General features: G+C 50.2%; 18 protein-coding genes and 1 tRNA gene. 13 read left to right on the top strand and 6 right to left on the bottom strand.

The features are described 5' to 3' along the window. Positions 1-21: 21 nt before the first annotated feature. The 9 genes from nuoH to NZM05_06140 all read left to right on the top strand — a co-directional run bounded on the left by nuoH (position 22) and on the right by NZM05_06140 (position 11,590). On the top strand, positions 22-1,194 hold the full coding sequence (gene nuoH, locus NZM05_06180) for an NADH-quinone oxidoreductase subunit NuoH (protein MCS7013202.1): 1,173 nt from the start codon (positions 22-24) through the stop codon (positions 1,192-1,194). Positions 1,195-1,289: 95 nt separating this feature from the next. Continuing rightward, positions 1,290-2,231, top strand: a complete 942-nt coding sequence (locus NZM05_06175) for an NADH-quinone oxidoreductase subunit I (protein ID MCS7013201.1) — start codon at positions 1,290-1,292, stop codon at positions 2,229-2,231. Positions 2,232-2,340: 109 nt separating this feature from the next. Next, positions 2,341-2,877, top strand: coding sequence for an NADH-quinone oxidoreductase subunit J (locus NZM05_06170; GenBank protein ID MCS7013200.1), 537 nt, complete (start codon positions 2,341-2,343; stop codon positions 2,875-2,877). A gap of 25 nt (positions 2,878-2,902) precedes the next feature. Beyond that, positions 2,903-3,211 carry an NADH-quinone oxidoreductase subunit NuoK gene (nuoK, locus tag NZM05_06165; GenBank protein MCS7013199.1) on the top strand — a complete coding sequence of 103 codons (309 nt, stop codon included), beginning with the start codon at positions 2,903-2,905 and terminating at the stop codon, positions 3,209-3,211. A gap of 48 nt (positions 3,212-3,259) precedes the next feature. Next, on the top strand, positions 3,260-5,377 hold the full coding sequence (gene nuoL / locus NZM05_06160) for an NADH-quinone oxidoreductase subunit L (protein MCS7013198.1): 2,118 nt from the start codon (positions 3,260-3,262) through the stop codon (positions 5,375-5,377). Positions 5,378-5,414: 37 nt separating this feature from the next. Further along, positions 5,415-7,043: an NADH-quinone oxidoreductase subunit M gene (locus tag NZM05_06155; protein MCS7013197.1), complete on the top strand. Its 1,629-nt coding sequence runs from the start codon at positions 5,415-5,417 to the stop codon at positions 7,041-7,043. A 59-nt stretch (positions 7,044-7,102) separates the two neighbouring features. After that, the gene (locus NZM05_06150) at positions 7,103-8,620 is read left to right on the top strand and encodes an NADH-quinone oxidoreductase subunit N (GenBank protein ID MCS7013196.1); all 1,518 of its coding nucleotides are present in this window, start codon (positions 7,103-7,105) and stop codon (positions 8,618-8,620) included. Between the two features lie 128 nt (positions 8,621-8,748). Beyond that, positions 8,749-9,402 carry a hypothetical protein gene (locus NZM05_06145; GenBank protein ID MCS7013195.1) on the top strand — a complete coding sequence of 218 codons (654 nt, stop codon included), beginning with the start codon at positions 8,749-8,751 and terminating at the stop codon, positions 9,400-9,402. A 148-nt stretch (positions 9,403-9,550) separates the two neighbouring features. Further along, positions 9,551-11,590 (top strand): S9 family peptidase, encoded by a 2,040-nt coding sequence (locus tag NZM05_06140; protein ID MCS7013194.1) that lies wholly within the window; start codon positions 9,551-9,553, stop codon positions 11,588-11,590. Positions 11,591-11,648: 58 nt separating this feature from the next. Here NZM05_06140 and NZM05_06135 read toward each other — a convergent pair. The 6 genes from NZM05_06135 to NZM05_06110 form a co-directional block, all read right to left on the bottom strand. Next, positions 11,649-11,721, bottom strand: a tRNA-Met gene (locus tag NZM05_06135). Positions 11,722-11,811: 90 nt separating this feature from the next. After that, entirely contained in the window at positions 11,812-12,642 is an 831-nt protein-coding gene (locus NZM05_06130; GenBank protein ID MCS7013193.1) for a hypothetical protein, read from the bottom strand. A gap of 245 nt (positions 12,643-12,887) precedes the next feature. Beyond that, on the bottom strand, positions 12,888-13,787 hold the full coding sequence (locus NZM05_06125; GenBank protein MCS7013192.1) for a nitroreductase family protein: 900 nt from the start codon (positions 13,785-13,787) through the stop codon (positions 12,888-12,890). Between the two features lie 81 nt (positions 13,788-13,868). Further along, the gene (locus NZM05_06120) at positions 13,869-14,189 is read right to left on the bottom strand and encodes a hypothetical protein (GenBank protein MCS7013191.1); all 321 of its coding nucleotides are present in this window, start codon (positions 14,187-14,189) and stop codon (positions 13,869-13,871) included. A 17-nt stretch (positions 14,190-14,206) separates the two neighbouring features. Next, positions 14,207-14,755, bottom strand: coding sequence for a hypothetical protein (locus NZM05_06115; protein MCS7013190.1), 549 nt, complete (start codon positions 14,753-14,755; stop codon positions 14,207-14,209). 1 nt (position 14,756) lies between these two features. Then, positions 14,757-15,824 carry a hypothetical protein gene (locus NZM05_06110; GenBank protein ID MCS7013189.1) on the bottom strand — a complete coding sequence of 356 codons (1,068 nt, stop codon included), beginning with the start codon at positions 15,822-15,824 and terminating at the stop codon, positions 14,757-14,759. Between the two features lie 179 nt (positions 15,825-16,003). Here NZM05_06110 and NZM05_06105 point away from each other — a divergent pair, with 179 nt between their 5' ends. The 4 genes from NZM05_06105 to NZM05_06090 all read left to right on the top strand — a co-directional run. Continuing rightward, positions 16,004-17,392, top strand: coding sequence for a 2-oxo acid dehydrogenase subunit E2 (locus NZM05_06105; GenBank protein MCS7013188.1), 1,389 nt, complete (start codon positions 16,004-16,006; stop codon positions 17,390-17,392). Positions 17,393-17,408: 16 nt separating this feature from the next. After that, on the top strand, positions 17,409-17,753 hold the full coding sequence (locus NZM05_06100; protein MCS7013187.1) for a hypothetical protein: 345 nt from the start codon (positions 17,409-17,411) through the stop codon (positions 17,751-17,753). A 57-nt stretch (positions 17,754-17,810) separates the two neighbouring features. Further along, complete coding sequence (lipA, locus tag NZM05_06095) at positions 17,811-18,713, top strand: lipoyl synthase (GenBank protein MCS7013186.1); 903 nt, start codon at positions 17,811-17,813, stop codon at positions 18,711-18,713. Between the two features lie 146 nt (positions 18,714-18,859). Continuing rightward, positions 18,860-19,074 (top strand): hypothetical protein (locus NZM05_06090; GenBank protein MCS7013185.1); only part of this gene is annotated, 215 nt, incomplete at its 3' end.

Raw genomic sequence — 19,074 nt, 5'->3', positions numbered from 1 at the left:
TTGCAAACCAATACCTTATCTATGCTAAGCTTTCTTATTGCTTCGTCAAATCTGATAGCAGAGCCTGCAGTGGCGGCATCGCCTCCAGTAGCATCGGTGGAGTTGAACCAGTGGAGCAACGCTTTAGCTGAACTGGGATTGCCGGGCTTGCTGCTCATTCCCGCAATTCCACTGGTTTTCATTGCTGTCTATGCGCTGTATGCGGGCGTGTATGGCGAGCGGAAAGTGTCAGCGTTTATTCAAGACCGTATCGGCCCCAATGAGACAGGCAAGTGGGGACTGCTGCAGACGATTGCCGATATCTTGAAGCTAATCCAGAAAGAAGATGTGGTGCCGGCTGCAGCCGACAAAGTGCTGTATGTGCTGGGGCCAATCATTGTCTTCGTAGGGGCATTTGCTGCCTATGCGGTGCTACCATTTGGACCTGCATTTATTGGTGCAGATTTGAATGTCGGTGTGTTTTATGCAGTGTCCATAGTCTCTGTAGAAGCGGTTGGAATCCTGATGTGTGGTTGGGGCTCTAACAACAAGTGGTCGCTGTTCGGAGCAGTGCGCAGCGTAGCGCAAATTGTAAGCTATGAAATCCCAGCAGGACTAGCCATCCTTACGGGCGTGATGATGGCTGGCACGCTCTCTATGCACGGCATCACGCTGGCACAAAGCGGCATTCAGCCTGACGGCACAAACAACGGCTTGGGCTTCTTAAACTTCTTCATTTTCCAATCGCCAGTAGCGTGGATTGCGTTCATTGTGTATTTCATTGCGTCGCTGGCAGAATGTAACCGCGCCCCCTTTGACATTCCTGAAGCTGAATCAGAGCTGGTCTCCGGCTACTTTACCGAATATGGGGGAATGAAATTCGCAATGATTTTCCTTGCCGAATACGCCAGTATGTTTATGGTCAGCGTGATTATCTCCACGCTCTTTCTGGGCGGCTGGAATTCACCGCTGCCAAACATCGGCCCTGTGTTGCTCAATGAGTGGACAAATGGACCGATTTGGGGTGTCTTTTGGATTATGCTCAAGGGCTTGTTCTTCATCTTCGTGCAGATGTGGGTGCGTTGGACGCTACCACGCTTCCGAGTTGACCAACTGATGTATCTCTGCTGGAAAGTGCTCACGCCATTTGCCATGGCAGCGCTCGTCATTACAGCGTTCTGGGAGATGTATGTGCGTAACCCTGTAAAGTTCTAAGAAGGCTGAAAAGTGACTGTGTGCGGAATTTGGGTGGGCTTCAGGTGTGGATAGGAGGACAAGTGTATTTCTGCAATTTCAATCTTTAACCGACTATGAGCAGTTACTTCGGAACGATAAAACGCGGGGCAGAAACAGTTTTAGGAGGGCTCAAAATTACGATTGAGCACTTTGCACGCGCAACGAAGCGTCGCGACCGCCTGTCGGCGCAAGACGACAACTACTTCAAGCAGCCACTGGGTCTTGTGACGATTCAGTATCCTAGCGAGGCAATTCCAACGCCACCGTTCTCACGCTATCGCTTGCACAACGACTCAGCAGATTGCATCGCTTGCGACCAGTGCGCCCGTGCTTGCCCTGTGCAATGTATTACTATCAAATCGTTCAAAGCGACGCCAGACGACCTTGAAGAGTTGGGCACGACGTCGGACGGGAGCAAAAAAAAGCTCTGGCTGGAGCAATTTGACATTGATATGGCAAAGTGTATGTATTGTGGCTACTGCACTTACCCGTGCCCAACAGAGTGCCTCACCATGACACCTGTGCACGACTTCTCAGAATTTGACCGCAGCAACTTCATCTACCACTTCGGGGTGCTGACCAAAGCCAAAGCTGCAGAAAAGCGTGCAAAGCTGGCAAAGTATGAAGAAGAGGAGAAGGCGAAGAAAGCCGCTGCGCCGAAAGCAGCGGGAGCAAGTGCCGCCAGAACACCGCTGGCTGCTAGAGCTGCTGCAGCAAAAGCAGAGTCGGGCACTGAAAGCGCAGCGCCAGCAGCAGAAACACCAGCAGCCGACGCACCAAAGCCTGCACCGAAACTTTCACCAATGATGGCTGCCAAATTAGCGGCAAAGAAAGCCGAAGCAGGTGAAACTGCAGCACCAGCTGCCCCTGAAGCAAAAGCAGCCGAGAGCGCAACTTCGCCTGCACCGGATGCGCCGAAACCAGCACCAAAGCTGTCGCCAATGATGCAGAAAAAATTGGCAGAAGCTGAGGCGAAGCGCAAAGCAAGTGAAGGTGGCGAAAGCAATGCGCAGTAAAACTTGTGCTTGGCATCTCTCTCAGCAAAGAGATGCCAAGCAGTTGGCAAGAAGCGAACACAAGTGAAAGAAAAACTTTACCTCTGTCAACGCATAAAACTGGAAGACGATGCAAGACTTAACCTATCAAGTGATTTTTTACCTCTTTGCGACAATCATAGTGGTATCAGGTGTGTTTGTAGTGTTCTCAAAAAATATCATTTACTCAGCGTTTTCCTTGCTCTTTACACTCTTTGGCGTAGCGGCGATGTATGTGTTTCTGAATGCGGATTTCATTGCTGTTACGCAAGTGGTGGTGTATGTGGGCGGCATTTTGGTGCTACTGCTCTTTGGCGTGATGCTGACAAATAAAATCACGCAGGAGAAGTTGCGTACTGATGTGCTCAACTTTGTGCCCGGGCTGGTGGTCATGCTCAGCATCTTGGCAGCGATTCTTTATGCCTTTCTCTATCGTGCAAAATGGGTGGAAACCACACCGCGTACAGGTTCAGTCGTCGAGCTAATTGGCTACGAGACAATGTCAAACTATGTCTTGCCCTTTGAAATTGTCTCTATTCTTTTGCTAGTGGCACTAATGGGAGCAGCCTACATTGCGCGTCCCGACCGCACAAAGATTACCGAAATGATCCGTCGTTTGGAAAATTAACTTGAAACCCAATCTGCACTATAAGATGCCTGAAATTGGACTCAGTCACTATCTCGTGCTCTCGGCGATTCTGTTTTCACTGGGACTATTCGGCGTAATGACACGCAAGAATGCAGTGGTCGCCTTGATGGGCGTGGAGCTGATTTTAAACGCTGCAAACTTGAATCTCATCGCTTTCTCTAAATACACTGGCACGATGAATGGCATTATGTTCAGCATTTTTGTCATCGTGCTGGCAGCGGCGGAAGCTGCAATTGCGCTCGCAATTGTGCTGAATATCTATGCAACCTTCCGCACTGTGGATTTAAGTGAAATTGACACAATGCGCGAGTAGGAGTTGAAGGGAAACAGAGGGAAAACCTAACACCAAATCTTGAACGCAATGGATCCGCTGATTCAACTTTGCATTTACATCTTGCTTTTGCCGCTCCTTTCATTTGCGGTGCAGATTTTCTTTTCGGGTAGGTTGCCACGTCAGGGTGATTTCATAGCCTCTGGCGTGGTAGGTCTGTCACTGGTGCTGTCGCTGTATGTGGCAGCACAGGTCATCGGACAATGGAATCCGAACTATCGCCTCGAGTGGCACTTTACTTGGGTGGATTTCGGCAATGTGCCCGGCTTAGGCGAACTGAAATTCAAACTGGGCATCTTGCTCGATAACCTCACCGCAATTATGCTGGTGGTCGTTACGGGCATTAGCTTCCTTGTCCATGTCTTTTCCATGGGTTATATGGAAGGTGAGCCACGCTACGGGCGATACTTCGGCTATCTGGGCATCTTTACCTTCTCAATGCTGGGCATTGTGCTGGTCGATAACTTCTATGCGATTTACTGTTTCTGGGAACTGGTTGGACTCTCGTCATACCTGCTAATTGGCTTTTATTTTGAGCGCGATTCGGCGACGAATGCACAGAATAAAGCCTTCTTTCTCAACCGCGTAGGGGACATTGGTTTCTGGCTCGGAATTCTGATTCTCTACTCGCAGTTTAAGACATTCAATTACACTGAGATTTACAGTGCCGTAGAGGCAGGGAAGTGGACACTCTCAGAAGGCTGGCTGACCGCCGCAGGGATACTGCTCTTTATGGGCTGTGTAGGCAAGTCCGCGCAGTTTCCACTGCACACATGGCTGCCAGATGCGATGGAAGGTCCGACACCTGTTTCAGCTCTCATTCATGCTGCAACAATGGTGGCTGCAGGCGTTTATCTACTGGCGCGTGTCTTTGTCATTCTCACTGTGGATGCGCTCCATGTTATTGCGATTATCGGTGCGGTCACGGCGTTCTTTGCTGCCACAATTGCCATCACACAAAATGACATTAAGCGCGTGCTAGCCTACTCAACACTCTCGCAGCTTGGCTACATGGTGATGGGAATGGGCGTAGGGGCATTTGCAGCGGCCTTTTTCCACCTCGTTACGCACGCTTTCTTCAAGGCAGGTCTCTTTCTTGGGTCAGGCTCTGTGATTCATGCTGCACATCATGAACAAGATATGCGCTATATGGGAGGCTTGCGGCAAAAAATGCCAATTACATTTGCAACCTTTACAATTTGCCTCTTTGCGCTTTCTGGTATTCCCCTTTTCACTGGCTTTCTGAGCAAAGATGCAATCTTGGCAGGCGCGCTAGGCTTTGCAAGTGTGGAAGGCGGAGCCTGGGCAATTGTGCCGATTTTGGGGTTCGGTGCTGCTCTGTTGACTCCATTTTACATGGGGCGTCAGTGGTTTATGGTCTTTTTCGGTGAAAATCGTGCACATAAGAAGCCCGCTTCGGCGCACGATGAGCATCACCATGGACATAGCGAGCATCAGGGCGAAATTCATGAGTCCTCTTGGGTGATGACTGCGCCGCTGGTGGTGCTAGCGTTGTTTTCACTCTGGTTTGTCTTCTCACCGAATCCTTTTTCTGCCGAAAATGGCTGGTTTTTGAGCCTCATTAAGACGCCAGAGACGCTAGTTAAGTTCGAGAAAACCACTCAGCCAGAAGCACAGCGAGTAAGTGAGTCAGTCTTCAAGGCAGTTAGCTTCAATGAAGGCACGCCGCAGCAAAGTGCTGACCATTCAGAGTCGCATAAGGCTGCGCACGGTGAGTCGCGTCAGGCGAAGCTCGAGCACGCTGCGCACGAGGCACACAGCACAGCGGTAACGCTCTCCATTTCACTGGCTCTCATCGGCTTGCTGCTGGCAACGCTGGTCTATCACAAAGGGATGGAGGCAGTTGGCGCGCCATTTGAGTTCCTAAGCAAAGCTATGACATGGTTCAACAACCTAGTGCCCGAAGGTGTGATTGTAAGCGGTGGTGCCAGTTTCGGCAAGTCATTCTCCAACTTGAATGGATTGCTGGATAAGAATGTGGTGGATGGTATAGTGAATCTTGCAGGAATGATGGTGCAGATCTTCGGTATCGTGCTGCGCAAACTGCAAACTGGAAGAGTGCAGACCTACATCGTAATTGCTTTGCTGGCAATGATGACCTATTTCGTCTTTGCACTAAGGCAGTAAACGAAGTTCAGAAACGCCATAAACGCATTCAGAAGATATGGAACTGACGCTCATTACCTTTTTGCCAATGGTGGCGGCGACAATTATCCTCTTTCTGCCCGCCACGCAAAAACAGCTCATTCGCATTATTACGCTGGTTGCGGCACTGGGGCAGGTTGCGCTGTCGCTCTGGATTTGGAAAAATTACGATTACTCCAAAGCAGGCATCAACGACCCGCAGGCATTCCAGTTTGTCGAGAAAGTGAAGTGGATTGACCTGCAACTTGGCAATTTCTCATTCCATGTGGATTATTTCTTGGGTGTCGATGGGCTTTCCATCACGATGGTGATTTTGACCGTAGTGGTCTCAGCTATTGGCGTCATTTCAAGCTGGACGATAGAGAAATCCGTCAAAGGCTACTTTCTGCTCTACAATGTGCTGTCAACGGCGATGGTGGGCAGCTTTGTGGCGCTGGATTTCTTTCTCTTCTACATCTTCTGGGAGATGCTGCTGGTGCCAATGTATTTCCTCATTGGCATCTGGGGCGGACCAAATCGTGAATATGCGGCTATTAAATTCTTCCTCTACACGCTCTTTGGCTCGGTCTTTATGCTGCTTGTCGGAATTGGGCTTTACTTTAGTGTGATTGACCCTGAGACAGGCAAGCATACCTTTAACATGGTTGCTATGTCTAACCCAAACAACTTCCTCCCAGATAGCATCTTTGGTGGCAGCGGCACAACGATGCGATATCTGGCGTTTATTGGTCTATTTCTGGCGTTTGCGATAAAAGTGCCGGTGTTCCCATTCCATACATGGCTACCTGATGCACACGTGGAGGCACCTACACCGATGTCAGTCATTCTGGGTGGAATTTTGCTGAAACTGGGCGGCTACGGTTTTCTGCGTGTTAACTTTCCCATCTTCCCTGAAATCTTTGGAGCATTGGCGTATTCAATCGCCGTGCTGGGGGCAATTAACATCATCTATGGGGCACTGTGTGCGATTGCGCAGAAGGACTTAAAGAAAATGGTGGCGTATTCATCCGTGTCGCACATGGGCTTTGTGCTTTTGGGTATTGCATCAGTCACCACAGAAGGAATGACGGGGGCAATGATGCAGATGTTTAGTCACGGCATTCTGACACCGCTCCTGTTCTTGCTGGTAGGCGTGATTTACGACCGTGCACACACACGCGATATTGATCGCTTTGGTGGACTGGCAAGCTATATGCCTGTCTACACTGGTTTTGTGATTACGACGTTTATGGCGTCGCTAGGTATGCCGGGACTGTCAGGGTTTATTGCTGAATCGTTTGTCTTCTTGGGCGCGTTCCGTGCGGAGCTAACGCGCCCAGTGGCGGTGGTCTCGACGCTGGGTATTTTGCTTAGTGCAGGTTATCTACTCTGGGCGCTGCAGCGTGTCTATTTCGGTAAGCGCAAGCCTGATGCTGCCTACGAAGTAAAAGGGGAGCATGGACATGAACACGCCCATTTCCACGACTGGGCAGGGAAAGTGGATTTAGACGGTAGGGAAGTGGCAATGATGGCGCCACTGACTGCTATTGTGGTCATCTTGGGGGTTTATCCCTCGCTGCTGACTGACCTAATGATGCCGAGTATGAATAAAATTGTGGAGATTTTAGCACCGACCGTGCAGAGCGTGGGCACTGCGCTATTGAAGTAGTGTAGGGTGTGAGGAGCAGTTTGCTAAAAGTGAAATTCAAACTTTAACGCAACCAAAATATGTCGTTTGACATCAAGACCATATCCGAAGCACTGCAAGCAAGCGTATCGGCTTTTGTGCCTGAGCTTGTACTCTCAATTCTCTTTCTTTTGCTGGTGCTGGTAGATGTGATAACCAAAGGCAATCGCTTGTTGATTCCAGCTCTGGCTATAGCAGGAATGCTCATTACGGGATTCTTCGTCTATCAGCAGCAGGCTTTTCCAGCAGAGCAAAAGTTCTTCGGAATGATTGCAATTGACCCATTTGCGATTTTCTTTAAGTATCTCTTCTTAGGTGCAGGCATTTTAGCCGTGCTCATCTCAATGGACTCTGAAGAACTCAATGAGCCAAAAACACGAAGCTTAGGCGAATACTACGCGATTTTGGTCGCAATGGTGTTGGGAATGTTCCTGATGGCGTCAGCCACTGATATGCTGATGATGTTCCTGTCGCTGGAATTGGTCAGCATTTCTTCCTACATTCTGACAGGCTACCTCAAAGGACAAGTGCGCTCCTCAGAAGCCTCGCTGAAATACATCATCTACGGTGCGGTGTCGTCAGGCGTAATGATTTATGGTATTTCAATTCTCTACGGCTTAACGGGGCATACGAACATTTTCAAAATCAACGAGTTCTTGGTGAACAATCCTGTCGACGGTGTCACGCTGCTGCTGGCGGCGCTGCTAATTATGGCGGGCTTTGGCTACAAAATCGGTGCAGTGCCGTTCCACTTCTGGTCACCTGATGTGTATGAAGGAGCGCCGACGCCCGTAACCGCATTTCTCTCCGTCGGTTCGAAGGCAGCTGGCTTTGCGATGCTGATTCGCTTTTTCCGCGTAACCGTACCAACTGGGACAGGGGAGGGCATGATTGGCATAGATTGGGTCACCATGCTCTCCATCTTTGCGCTGGTCTCAATGATTCTGGGAAATGTGGTTGCAATCTGGCAAACCAGCGTGAAACGGCTACTGGCGTATTCCTCCGTAGCGCACGCAGGTTACCTGCTACTGGGGGTCTTGGTCGCTGACGACCTTGGCACGCAAGCCGTAATGTTCTACCTTGTTGCTTACACGGTGATGAATGTCGGCGCGTTTTTTGTAACGGTGCTTATCTCAAACAAAATTGGGAGTGACGATGTCAATGACTACAAAGGGCTGGCGAAGCGAATGCCACTGGCAGCAGCGGCACTGACCATTTTCCTCGTCTCGCTGACGGGATTGCCGCCAACTGTGGGGTTTGTAGGGAAGTTTATGATTTTTGCTGCGCTCTTGGAAAAGGGGACGCTTTATTTGGGCTTGGCACTGGTTGGCATTTTGACTAGCGTGATTTCGCTCTATTACTACTTCAAGATTCCGCTCAATATGTACTTGCGCGAGTCAGAGAGCGGCAATACATCGGAGTTAAGCGTAGGGGCGTGGTCAAATGCAATGGTCGCCCTGCTGGCAGTCTTGACCGTAGTACTGGGGCTTTTCTTTACGCCGCTTGCAAACTTGGCGAAAAACTCAGTCGGTATTTTGGGAGCAATGCTACTGCGCTAATAGGAAGTGCCGAAAAGGTAGAACGCAAGGCGGACCTCAGTCCGCCTTCTTTTTTGGGCTTATTCTAATTTCACAAACGCAAAGTTCGGTTACTAAATTCTGTTATTGCAATTTAAATACCAAAAAAAATGAAACTACTACTCACAGCAACTCTTTCACTTCTTATCACCTACCCTGCATTCGCACAAGCTGAGAAGCCGAAATCGAAGGGAAAGCCACCAAAGAAGAGCAGGCTCATTGACGCACCGATGACTGCTACTGCGCAGGATGGGCGCATCGTGATTTTGTATCCGAATGGTCGCTGGGAGTTTTCGGCAAATCCGCCTACTCCAAAGCGTGACTCTATTGTGCCGCCAAAGAAGCTACCAGAAAGCGTGCTTATAGCAATGAAAGAGCTGCGCAAAATGCAAGCGGCAACTGAGGTCGGAATCACCTTTCAGGCATACAGCACGCGTATGATTGACTTGAAAGCAAGTGTAGACGAGGCATTGCGTCAAGACATTAGCTCAGAGCTGAAGCGCGAGCTGCAATTTGCAGTAGAAGCCTACGCTGATGCTTTAGATCTTTGGAATCGCCAAATGCATACGAAGTATCCGTCTAAGGACAAGGAAGAAATGCTTCGTGAGGAAGCTAAAGACATCTGCGAAAAGTATGGTATCAAGGAGTTTTCACCCTCCACTAGTGGTGCCGAAATCTTAAACAGCAGAAAAGCCATAGCGTTCATCTGGACATTTGCTAAAGCTGCTATTGAAAAAGCAGAGCTGATGGTGTCAAGGTTTTAAAGCCCCTTTTGCTTCCGCTGGTGACTGGACTTACAGGCGTAAGCTTCCCCCTGTCTTAGGGCATAGTGCCTAAGAAACGCTTACTGATTTTTCGTCAGAGTTCATATTTTCCCCTTACTCAAAGCTTAACACAGGAGGCAAATTAAATATGAGTCGAATTACTTTTCCTGCACTTCTCTTGTGGCTGGGTATCGCCGCAAGTAGCTGGGGACAACAGGCAACACAGACGCAGCCTGCACCAAGCACTTGGTCGGTCGAGCTGCAGATGAAAGTAAAAGCAGTTAGCTCACCGCAAGTCTCACCTGACGGCAAGCTTGTAGTTTATACCGTCACCGATGCCGTCATGACGTCAGACAAAAGTGAATACCTTACGCAAATTTGGCTGTCCACCAGCGATGGCAAAGAGGTACGGCAACTGACGTTTAGCGATAAGTCTTCTACTAATCCAAAGTGGTCACCTGACGGGAAAGCGATTGCTTTTCTCTCAAACCGAAAGGATAACAAAAACAACCTTTACCTCTTACGCCTGAGCGGCGGGGAAGCCGAGCCTCTCACCGATGTCAAGGGAAGCATTGCTGACTTCGAGTGGTCACCAGACGGTCGCTACATTGCCTTCACGATGCCAGACCCCAAGACCGAAGAGGAGGAGAAGAATGAGAAAGGCAAAAATGACTACCGCTGGGTTGACGAGAATGTCAAGCTCTCACGGCTTTATCTCCTGCCGGTTCAGCCCGATGCAAGTGGCAAGCGAGAGCCTAAGAAACTCACCACAGAAGAGCGCTCGGTGAGCGGCTTCGACTGGTCGCCTGATAGCAAGCGAATTGTCTTCTCGCACACCAAGTCGCCAAGTCCCAACGACTGGGTGACAGCTGACTTGTCTGTGGTGGAAATCGAAACAGGCAAGGTTACTGTATTTGCCAACACGCCTGCTGCGGAAACTGCCCCTTTGTTCTCGCCCGATGGTCGTTCAGTTGCCTTCTTAGCCAGTGATGTGCCGCCTCGCTGGGCGCAAGACCGCACAATTCTCATCGCCCCTGCTACTGGCGGTGAACCCAAGCGCATGCCAGCCTCATTTGATGGGCAGCCGAATCTGATTGGTTGGTCAGCCGACAGCAAGCGGCTCTACTTTAGCGAAGCCAAAGGTACGCTCTCACAGGTGTATGCGGTCGACGTCAGTGCAAGCAAAATTGAAGAAGTTAAGCTGCCAGCAGCAGTTTACACCTCGCCAAGCATCGGCGCAGCTGGCAAGATGATAGCACTGGTGCGCCAGACTTCTGATGCGCCGCAGGAAGTGTGGGTGGCTTCCTTGAGTTCACCCGCTAACGGGCAGCAAGTTTCTCGGGCAAATGCCGACCTGAAACTGCCATCAGTGGGCAAAACTGAGCTAATTCGCTGGAAGAGCAGCGACGGTAAAGAAATTGAGGGCTTGCTGACCTACCCAGTTGGTTACACACCAGGCAAGAAAGTGCCGCTCATTCTTAACATTCATGGGGGTCCCGCTGGTGTGTTCCAGCAGACTTTTAACGGCAGCCGAAGCATCTACCCGATTGCAACGTTCTCGGCGAAAGGTTATGCGATTCTCCGTCCCAACCCACGCGGTTCGTCAGGATACGGGGTAGCGTTCCGACGTGCGAATTTCAAGGACTGGGGCGGAATGGATTACCAAGATTTGATGGCTGGCGTTGACAAGGTCATTGAGATGGGTGTTGCTGATCCCAATCGGCTGGGCGTAATGGGGTGGAGTTATGGTGGCTATATGACCTCATGGGTGGTAACGCAGACCAATCGCTTCAAGGCAGCTTCTGCTGGTGCCCCCGTTACGAACTTAGTCAGTATGATGACCACCAACGACATCCCTGACTTTATCCCTGACTACTTTGGTGGTGCGTTTTGGGAGCAGCCTGAGGTGTACTACAAGCACTCGCCAATTACGCACGTGAAGAACGTTACAACACCCACAATGATTCAGCACGGCACAGCAGATGTACGCGTGCCGATTTCGCAAGGAATGGAGTTTTATCGTGCCCTCAAGATGCGTGGCGTTCCAACGCGAATGCTGGAGCTACCCCGCCAGCCGCACGGTCCAAACGAACCGAAAATGATGCAGATTGTGATGCAGTCCAACGTAGAGTGGTTTGAGAAGTATCTTGGCGAAACTGCTGCTGCCAAGCAGGGAAGCGCGCCGTAGAGCAGGGAGCAAGAGAATAGGAAAAGCCCGCTCTGAGGCGGGCTTTTCTACTTCTTCGTGGCGGGGATAGGACTTGAACCTATAACCTTCGGGTTATGAGCCCGACGAGCTACCAATTGCTCCACCCCGCGGTATCTCGTTCAGAATGGAACGCAAATATAAGGGTTTTGTTTCACATCTGCAAGAGCAGACAGTAAAATTTTTTTTCGCTGCATCGCTGTTCAATTATACAGTGTTCCGAAGATTAGGTTGATAGAGATGCCATGAAAAAGTGAGACGCGTGAGCCGCGCAGCAGCTCAACGCCTGCGGGCAAGTAGTTTGCGATGTAGCGCACAGTGAGACCTTGCAGAGAAAGAAAGTTTGCACCGAAGTATGCGCCTGCGCCGACATATCCATTTACCCCAAGCGTAATACCGCGTGGGTTGAAGATCGTGCCTGAGAATTCATAATTCTGCGGAATGTCTGCCAGACCATCTGGCAAGCGAGAAATCATGTGGATGTAGCCGATTGTTGGACCTGCGCCCACTTCTACGAAAGGCCTGAACGAGCTTGTAATGTCACGGCGGAAAAGCCTCTGTTGCAGCCCGAAAGAAGAAGTAAGCATCACTAAGCCTGATTTCTTAGGAAAGCCATCTGGACCAAAGGTGAAGGTCTGGCCGTAGAGGGGGTCAAACCGATCAATCTCAGCTGGATCGCGTCCTGTCGTGATACCAATGCTAATAAGGCTGATAAGGTCAGGCGTGTGCTGATGCACGAAGTTGAAAGACGCAACAAAGCTGTTGGTGGTCAGCCCAATGACGCCTGCGATGCCCGGTCGTGGACGGAAAGCGCCACCGTAAAATGCCATTTCTTCATCTTCCGTGTCATCATACACTTTGGTCTTGCTTGCCGTGTCTGACAGTGCGTATGCCAGCGCGTTATGAGTGGTAGCCAATGCGCCGATGAGCATCAAGTACCCTGCAAGCAGTGCCAGCAACCGCCGCCAAATCTGATGCGCGAAAGACAAGTAGCAGAGTGTAGGCGTACCTACTTGTTCAGCATTCTGTGTCATATCTCTTACCTTTCAGTTAGTGCTGCAGGCGAAACCTAAGTAACCTAAGCGTAAATTCCAACTTATCGTTCCTCTGCAGAGAGCCGTCACTTAGATTCGATGAGTGTCAGGGCAGCTCAGTTTAAATAAAGCAAGACATTTTCGTGCAGGTGAATCTGTTGTATAATGAAAATTATGTAAAGTAAAATATGCAAAATGCGAAAGTATAAAGTATGCAAGCCGGCTATTCAAAGAGGCTGTAACACTTACTCTGTCAGAGTCGCTTTGTCTCCAGCACTCTTGTCCGTCGCGGCTTGCAAGCTCTCTCTGCCAGAGGCGTGTTCAGCAAGTGGTGCGACAGAATCTAACTTTGGGTGCCAAGGGTGACCGAAGGTTTCCGCAAAGCAAAATTGTGACACGTCTTTGCGTTGCGTGCTCGTCCAGTCAATTACAGGGCGCTTAGCGTCTGGGTTGATGTAGCCAAGCCTAAAAAGTGCAATGAGCTCGTAATCGGGGGGCGGCGCGACCATTTCAATGCACTTTTGCCAATACTCACCGCCTGCTTCCATTGGAAGCGAAATAAACTGCACTCCAATTCCCAGGGCAGTAGCCGCAAGCCAGATGTTCTCAATGGCCATACCAAGTGCTAAAAGGCAATACATTCCTGACTTTTCTTCGGGCTTATACTCGTCCTTAGACAGCAAGACCCCCAAAATTAGCGGTGAGCTGGAAACCAGTTTCTTAGAGTCGATTGCCAAAATCCATGGCACACGGAGCTTATTCATCATTTCACTACCCTTCTCAGAGAAAAGGTAGCGAATGAAGGGACGCAGCGGCGCGGGCATATTGTCAATGTAGATACCATCGCCTGTTTTCTCGATTTCCTCTTTGCTAAAACGAAAGTACCGCAAGTATCGCCGCCAGAAGTCTCCTTTTTCCATTACGACGCGCATAGATTGCCCAGCAATTCTACCGAGCTCCTTACGCCGCTTCTCGTCACGGATAAGCACGAAGCGCCAAGGCTGCGAATTAAAATGGCTTGGCGCAAAACTGGCTGCCTCCAACATCATCTTGATATGCTCATCGCTAAGCGGACGGTCAAGAAAATACCCGTTGGTTGTTCGCCGTTGCCGAATAACCTCAAAAATATCCCTGGGAAGGTTCATCTTGTCTACTCTGTTTGAACAGTTGTGAAAGTATACCCTTTAAGCCCTTTTCTTTCAAAAGCTTAATGCTTTTGAGAGAGATTACTGTGAAAACCTGTAGAAGTAATACCCTGCCACTGCCAAATACATCACCAAGCACAACACGGCATATCGCCAGTGCCAGCTCGACTTGCCACTGAACCGTGTCATTCCAAGCAGCGCTACAACCATCACTAAGAGCGGGACCGGCACCCCCCTTTCGTAAATCTCTAAGCTCACTGCCGCAACCAAAGACGCCATCACGAAAAAATACATCACATGGTGCACGACTTTGAAGCGCGCTGCATCTACAACACGGAGTTTTGCCAAAATGCCGTAGAGGAAGTTCACGAGGAAGCAGCTGAATGCAATAGTAATGTGCATCTTTGTTTTGGATGTGTTTACTTTGCAATAACAGAATTTTGTTTTCCCTTTGCCGATGGCATTGCTTTCAGTGCCTCTTCTTCGGCTGCAATGCGCACTCTTAGCATAAAAAAGTTTAGCACAGAAAAAAGAACTGCTGTACCAAGCAGGTTAAAGATCATTGGCGCTACAAAGAGTTCTATCCGCACTATCCAGTAGTTAGGGTGCCGCACATAGCGGTAGATGCCTCGCTCCACTTTTGGTGCATTCGGCAAAATGAAAACGCGTGTATTCCAAAACTTGCCGAGCGTTGCAATGACGGTGTAGCGTCCGACTTGCGCCAGCAAGAATAGTGTTAGCCACACCCACCAGTGCGTGGGCAACGCTGGCCGACGCCATACATACTCCCCTACCATTGAGAGAAACCAGCCAATATGCAACAAGACCATCCATTTGTAATGTCCTGCTCCCACCTCGTAACCTCCCTGCGAGCGTATCCACTCGGCGTTACGCTTGGCTATCCAGAGTTCGCTTAGGCGCTGCAGAGCTAAAAAGGCAATTAGCGCACCAAAATACAGCCACTCCATTCTAATCCCAATGCAAGAGCACAAGTTCAGCTGAAAAACCGGGTCCTAAGGCCGTAACGACGCCAAACGCTGCATGCTCGTCTTTTAGCTCCTCCAAGAACCGTTCAAGAATAAATAGCACGGTTGCAGCAGACATATTGCCACACTTGCGCAACACGTCCCACGCATAGTGCAGTTTACACGGCGGAATACCGATCGCTTGATAGGCTTCTAACACTTTTGCGCCACCTGGATGAGTAATAAAATGCTTGATATCTGAAAGAGATAAACGCCTTCTATTTAAGAAACTTACCAACACTGATCTCAAGAACGTACGAACTACTTCAGGCACATCTTTTGACAACTTCACATTGAAGCCAAGTTCTGAAAAATGCCAGCCCATTATATCCAGTGAATTTGGCATTGTCTCTGTCGCTGCCGCCAGAAGACAAGGCGCATGAGTTTGAACAGGCACTTTTGCTTTATCACCCGTTATAAGCACAGCTGCTGCCCCATCGGCGAAGAGGGCACTGGATATCACGGCGGCTTTGGAGAGGTCATTGCGAATAAATGTGAGTCCGCACAGCTCTGTGACGACCGCAAGAATTTTTTGCTCTGGCTCTGCTTTCGCTAACCGCATTGCCCACGAAAGCGCCATTGCTCCTCCTGCACACCCTACTCCCCAGATTGGCAGTCGCTGCACGTTCTTTCGAAACGGCAGACGGTCAATCAAGCGTGCATCCATTGTCGGCGTCGACAGGCCTGTGCTAGAGACAAACATCAGACAATCAATACTGTCGTAGTCCAGCCCTGTTTTTTCCAGCACTTCCGCAATCGCTTTCTCCGACAACTTTAAACCTTCTTCAATGTAAAGATTGTTCTTTTCTTCGAAAGACTTTGGTGATGCAAACCATTCAGGGGGCACGCAAAAGTGCCGCGTATTGATTGCTGTATTATCAAAAATCGCAAGCAATCGGCTTAGGTCACCCCGATACACCTCACCGTACAGGCTTAGTGCAAACGCCTTGCTTTCATCTCGGGTCACCTTGTAGGGTGGCAGCGCTGTTCCAACCGCTTGAATTCTGGGCATACCGTTTGCTTAAAAGTTCCTACCCCTAATAAAGCCAAAAGCACAGCTAACAGTTTCTTTGCGACCTCACCGCACTTGTCTAGCTTAGAGCTATGCACAATTTTTTAGCAGAACGCTTTTTTTCTATATTCACCCTTGCATAGTAACTCTCCCCCGTAACTAAACAGTTAATTAACTATATGGCAAAAGTTGATATCGTAATGCCGAAAATGGGCGAAAGCCTCATGGAAGGCACAATTTTGGAGTGGTATAAGAAAGTGGGTGACCCTATCCAGAAGGACGAAAACCTGCTTCGCATTAGCACGGACAAGATTGACACCGATGTACCCTCCTCTGCAAGTGGCATCGTTGCCGAAATTCTCTTTGCCGAAGGAACCGTTGTGCCAATTGGCACAACGGTTGCGCGCATTGAAACAGACGTCAGCGCCGCTATGTCGCCTACTCCCCCTACGCCCGCCTCTGCGACTGCACCCGCTGCTTTCTCTCCTGCCTCACCACATTCAAATGGCAACCGGCCTGCCACTGCCGATACACCTGTCGGCAACCGTTTTTACTCGCCTGTTGTGATGCGTATCGCTCAAGAGGAAGGTATTTCAATGCAGGAGTTAAACCGAATTCCCGGCACTGGTATCGGGGGACGAGTTACAAAAAATGATGTGCTCAATTACCTCAAGTCTGGTCGCACGCTCCCGACCGCTCCGGCTGCTCCGTCTGTGCCTTCTGCTGCACCTGCTCCTGTTACCGCATCCGCCGCGGCAAGGGTCGAAACTCGCCCAGCTCCCACGCCTCCTGCACCTGAGCCTGCAAAGCCGACTCCGCCTCCTGCACCAGTCGTCTATGATGCTAACCGCGCTGAGGTCATTCAGATGGATCACATGCGCAAGCTGATTGCCGAGCATATGGTGCGCTCCAAGCAAACCTCAGCGCATGTTACCTCAGTCTCCGAAGCCGATGTAACGGGTCTCGTCCGCCTTGTCAGAGCGAAGAAAGCGACCTTCGAGGCTACAAATGGCATCAAGCTTACCTACACGCCCTTCTTTGTTGATGCAGTGGTCAAGAGTTTGAAAGAATTCCCTATGCTCAATGCTTCGGTCGAAGGCGACAAGATTATTATCAAGAAGTATATCAACATCGGTATTGCAGTGGCGCTAGGTGAGCGTGGCGAAGGTGGGCTGATTGTGCCTGTTATCAAAGGTGCAGACGAGAAGAATCTGGTAGGCTTGGCGCGCGCCGTGCAAGACCTTGCCGCGCGGGCTCGCAGCAAAAAGCTTTTGCCTGATGAAATCCAAGGTGGCACATTTACCATCACCAACTATGGCACAACTGGCAATCTTTTCGGTGCCCCGATTATCAATCAGCCGCAAGTAGCGATTCTGGGCACGGGTGCAATTGTCAAGCGCCCTGTAGTGAAAACACTGGACGATGACACCGACGTGATTGCCATCCGCTCAATGATGTATCTTTCGCTTTCATATGACCACCGCATCATTGACGGAGCTTTAGCGGGATACTTCTTGCAGTTCCTTGTTCGCACTCTGGAATCTTACAACGAGCACACACCACTTTAATCGCAAATCAAAAACTATGGGCATCTGGGGGTCCGACATCTTTGATAACGACGCCGCTGCTGCCGCAAAAGCGATTTTTGAGGATGCAATTGCCGAAGGCCTCTCCGTCCCTGCGGCCACTGAGCGCGTTCTAACTGAACTTGGCGAAATTGCCAAAAATGAAGACGTATTAGCCGTCATTCAACTGGCACTGGCTGCTCTGCAGCTTGAGCATAAGGCACTTGACCCAAAACTGCGCGACGAGGTCTTGCATATTATTCGTTCTGGTAAAAGCCTTGGTCCCTGGGCTGACTTGGGGGAGACTAATCTTGCGCAGCGCAAGCAAGCCCTGAGCGTGCTCGGTGCGGCACTTTCTGCGTAAGCAGCGTGTTTTTAGCTTACAATGCGTTTTCAGTCTTTTTAATCTTCACATCTTGAAATGATTACTACACCCGACCTAAACATTTTGCAGCCTTCGCCACCTGCTAAGCCTACCTCTCGTCCAGACTGGCTACGTGTCCGCATGCCCTCAGGCGAGGGCTACGCCAAACTAAAAGCCCTTATTGACTCTTATCGCCTCCATACAGTTTGCGAAGAAGCACGCTGCCCCAACATCGCAGAGTGCTGGGGAGCTGGGACTGCCACGATTATGATTCTGGGCGAGACTTGCACGCGCTCATGTGGCTTCTGCGCCGTTAAGACTGGTCGCCCTACGGAACTTGACCTTGCTGAGCCAAAGCGCGTCGCCGAAGCTGTCCGCCTGATGAATTTGCGCCACACCGTGATCACCAGTGTCAACCGTGATGAATTAGACGACGGCGGTGCCAGCATCTGGGCTGAGACCATTCGCGAAATCCGTAAAGCTCACCCTGCTACGCACATTGAAGTCTTAATTCCTGACTTTCAAGGCGACACGGCTGCGTGGGATACCGTTATGCGCGAGCGCCCCGAAATCCTAAACCACAACATTGAAACCGTGCCCCGACTCTACCGCCTCGTGCGCCCACAAGCCAAGTATCAACGCTCACTGGACTTGCTCAAATACGCCAAAGAGACTTACCAACTGGTTACCAAATCCGGTCTGATGGTCGGCATTGGCGAACAGCCTGAGGAAGTGCTCGCCGTGATGCAAGACCTGCGCACCCACAAGGTTGATATTCTTACAATTGGGCAATACCTGCAGCCCACCAAAGCGCACCTACCCGTGCATCGCTTCGTACCGCTGGAAGAATTCGAGATGTATAAACGTGTGGGCTTAGAGATGGGCTTTCGCCACGTAGAGTCCGGCCCACTGGTGCGCAGCTCCTATCATGCAGCTGAGCAGGCAGAGTCGTCCGCTTAGCCAGTGCCTTTCACCTAGAAGGATAGAACCAGTGTTGCAACTTTCCTGAAGAGCAAAGCTGTGAGCCATGCGTAATGGGTGCCTGAGTTAGCCAACGAGAGAGCACCTTTTCAGTGATGCGCACCGAAAGAAGCAAGGAGAACACTATGCTGCACCTTACGATGGATAGACCACTCATCCAAAACGGCAAAGTCATTGACCTTACTAACGAGCGTTTTTCAAAAATAGAGGGCACCATGGGGCTGGTATATGCTGATATTGAACTGTTTAACGCTGATTACATCGGGATGGCAGCGCGTGGCTTTATCAAGCCTGAAGAGGTGCTGAGTGTAAAGGTGCGTGCATTGGCAGATAGCGGTGC

It is taken from the genome of Chloroherpetonaceae bacterium (assembly GCA_025056565.1).
Taxonomy (GTDB): Bacteria; Bacteroidota; Chlorobiia; order Chlorobiales; family Thermochlorobacteraceae; genus Thermochlorobacter.
The sequence above is the reverse complement of the archived record's forward strand: the minus strand, read 5'-3'. Positions and strand labels throughout refer to the sequence as shown.

Coding starts and splice junctions, on each gene's coding strand:
- NZM05_06115 (MCS7013190.1), bottom strand. CDS start 14,755: ATGGAGTGGCTGTATTTTGGTGCGCTAATTGCCTTTTTAGCTCTGCAG.
- NZM05_06150 (MCS7013196.1), top strand. CDS start 7,103: ATGTCGTTTGACATCAAGACCATATCCGAAGCACTGCAAGCAAGCGTA.
- NZM05_06105 (MCS7013188.1), top strand. CDS start 16,004: ATGGCAAAAGTTGATATCGTAATGCCGAAAATGGGCGAAAGCCTCATG.
- NZM05_06120 (MCS7013191.1), bottom strand. CDS start 14,189: ATGCACATTACTATTGCATTCAGCTGCTTCCTCGTGAACTTCCTCTAC.
- nuoK (MCS7013199.1), top strand. CDS start 2,903: ATGCCTGAAATTGGACTCAGTCACTATCTCGTGCTCTCGGCGATTCTG.
- NZM05_06155 (MCS7013197.1), top strand. CDS start 5,415: ATGGAACTGACGCTCATTACCTTTTTGCCAATGGTGGCGGCGACAATT.
- NZM05_06100 (MCS7013187.1), top strand. CDS start 17,409: ATGGGCATCTGGGGGTCCGACATCTTTGATAACGACGCCGCTGCTGCC.
- nuoH (MCS7013202.1), top strand. CDS start 22: ATGCTAAGCTTTCTTATTGCTTCGTCAAATCTGATAGCAGAGCCTGCA.
- lipA (MCS7013186.1), top strand. CDS start 17,811: ATGATTACTACACCCGACCTAAACATTTTGCAGCCTTCGCCACCTGCT.
- NZM05_06145 (MCS7013195.1), top strand. CDS start 8,749: ATGAAACTACTACTCACAGCAACTCTTTCACTTCTTATCACCTACCCT.
- NZM05_06110 (MCS7013189.1), bottom strand. CDS start 15,824: ATGCCCAGAATTCAAGCGGTTGGAACAGCGCTGCCACCCTACAAGGTG.
- NZM05_06130 (MCS7013193.1), bottom strand. CDS start 12,642: ATGACACAGAATGCTGAACAAGTAGGTACGCCTACACTCTGCTACTTG.
- NZM05_06140 (MCS7013194.1), top strand. CDS start 9,551: ATGAGTCGAATTACTTTTCCTGCACTTCTCTTGTGGCTGGGTATCGCC.
- nuoL (MCS7013198.1), top strand. CDS start 3,260: ATGGATCCGCTGATTCAACTTTGCATTTACATCTTGCTTTTGCCGCTC.
- NZM05_06175 (MCS7013201.1), top strand. CDS start 1,290: ATGAGCAGTTACTTCGGAACGATAAAACGCGGGGCAGAAACAGTTTTA.
- NZM05_06125 (MCS7013192.1), bottom strand. CDS start 13,787: ATGAACCTTCCCAGGGATATTTTTGAGGTTATTCGGCAACGGCGAACA.
- NZM05_06170 (MCS7013200.1), top strand. CDS start 2,341: ATGCAAGACTTAACCTATCAAGTGATTTTTTACCTCTTTGCGACAATC.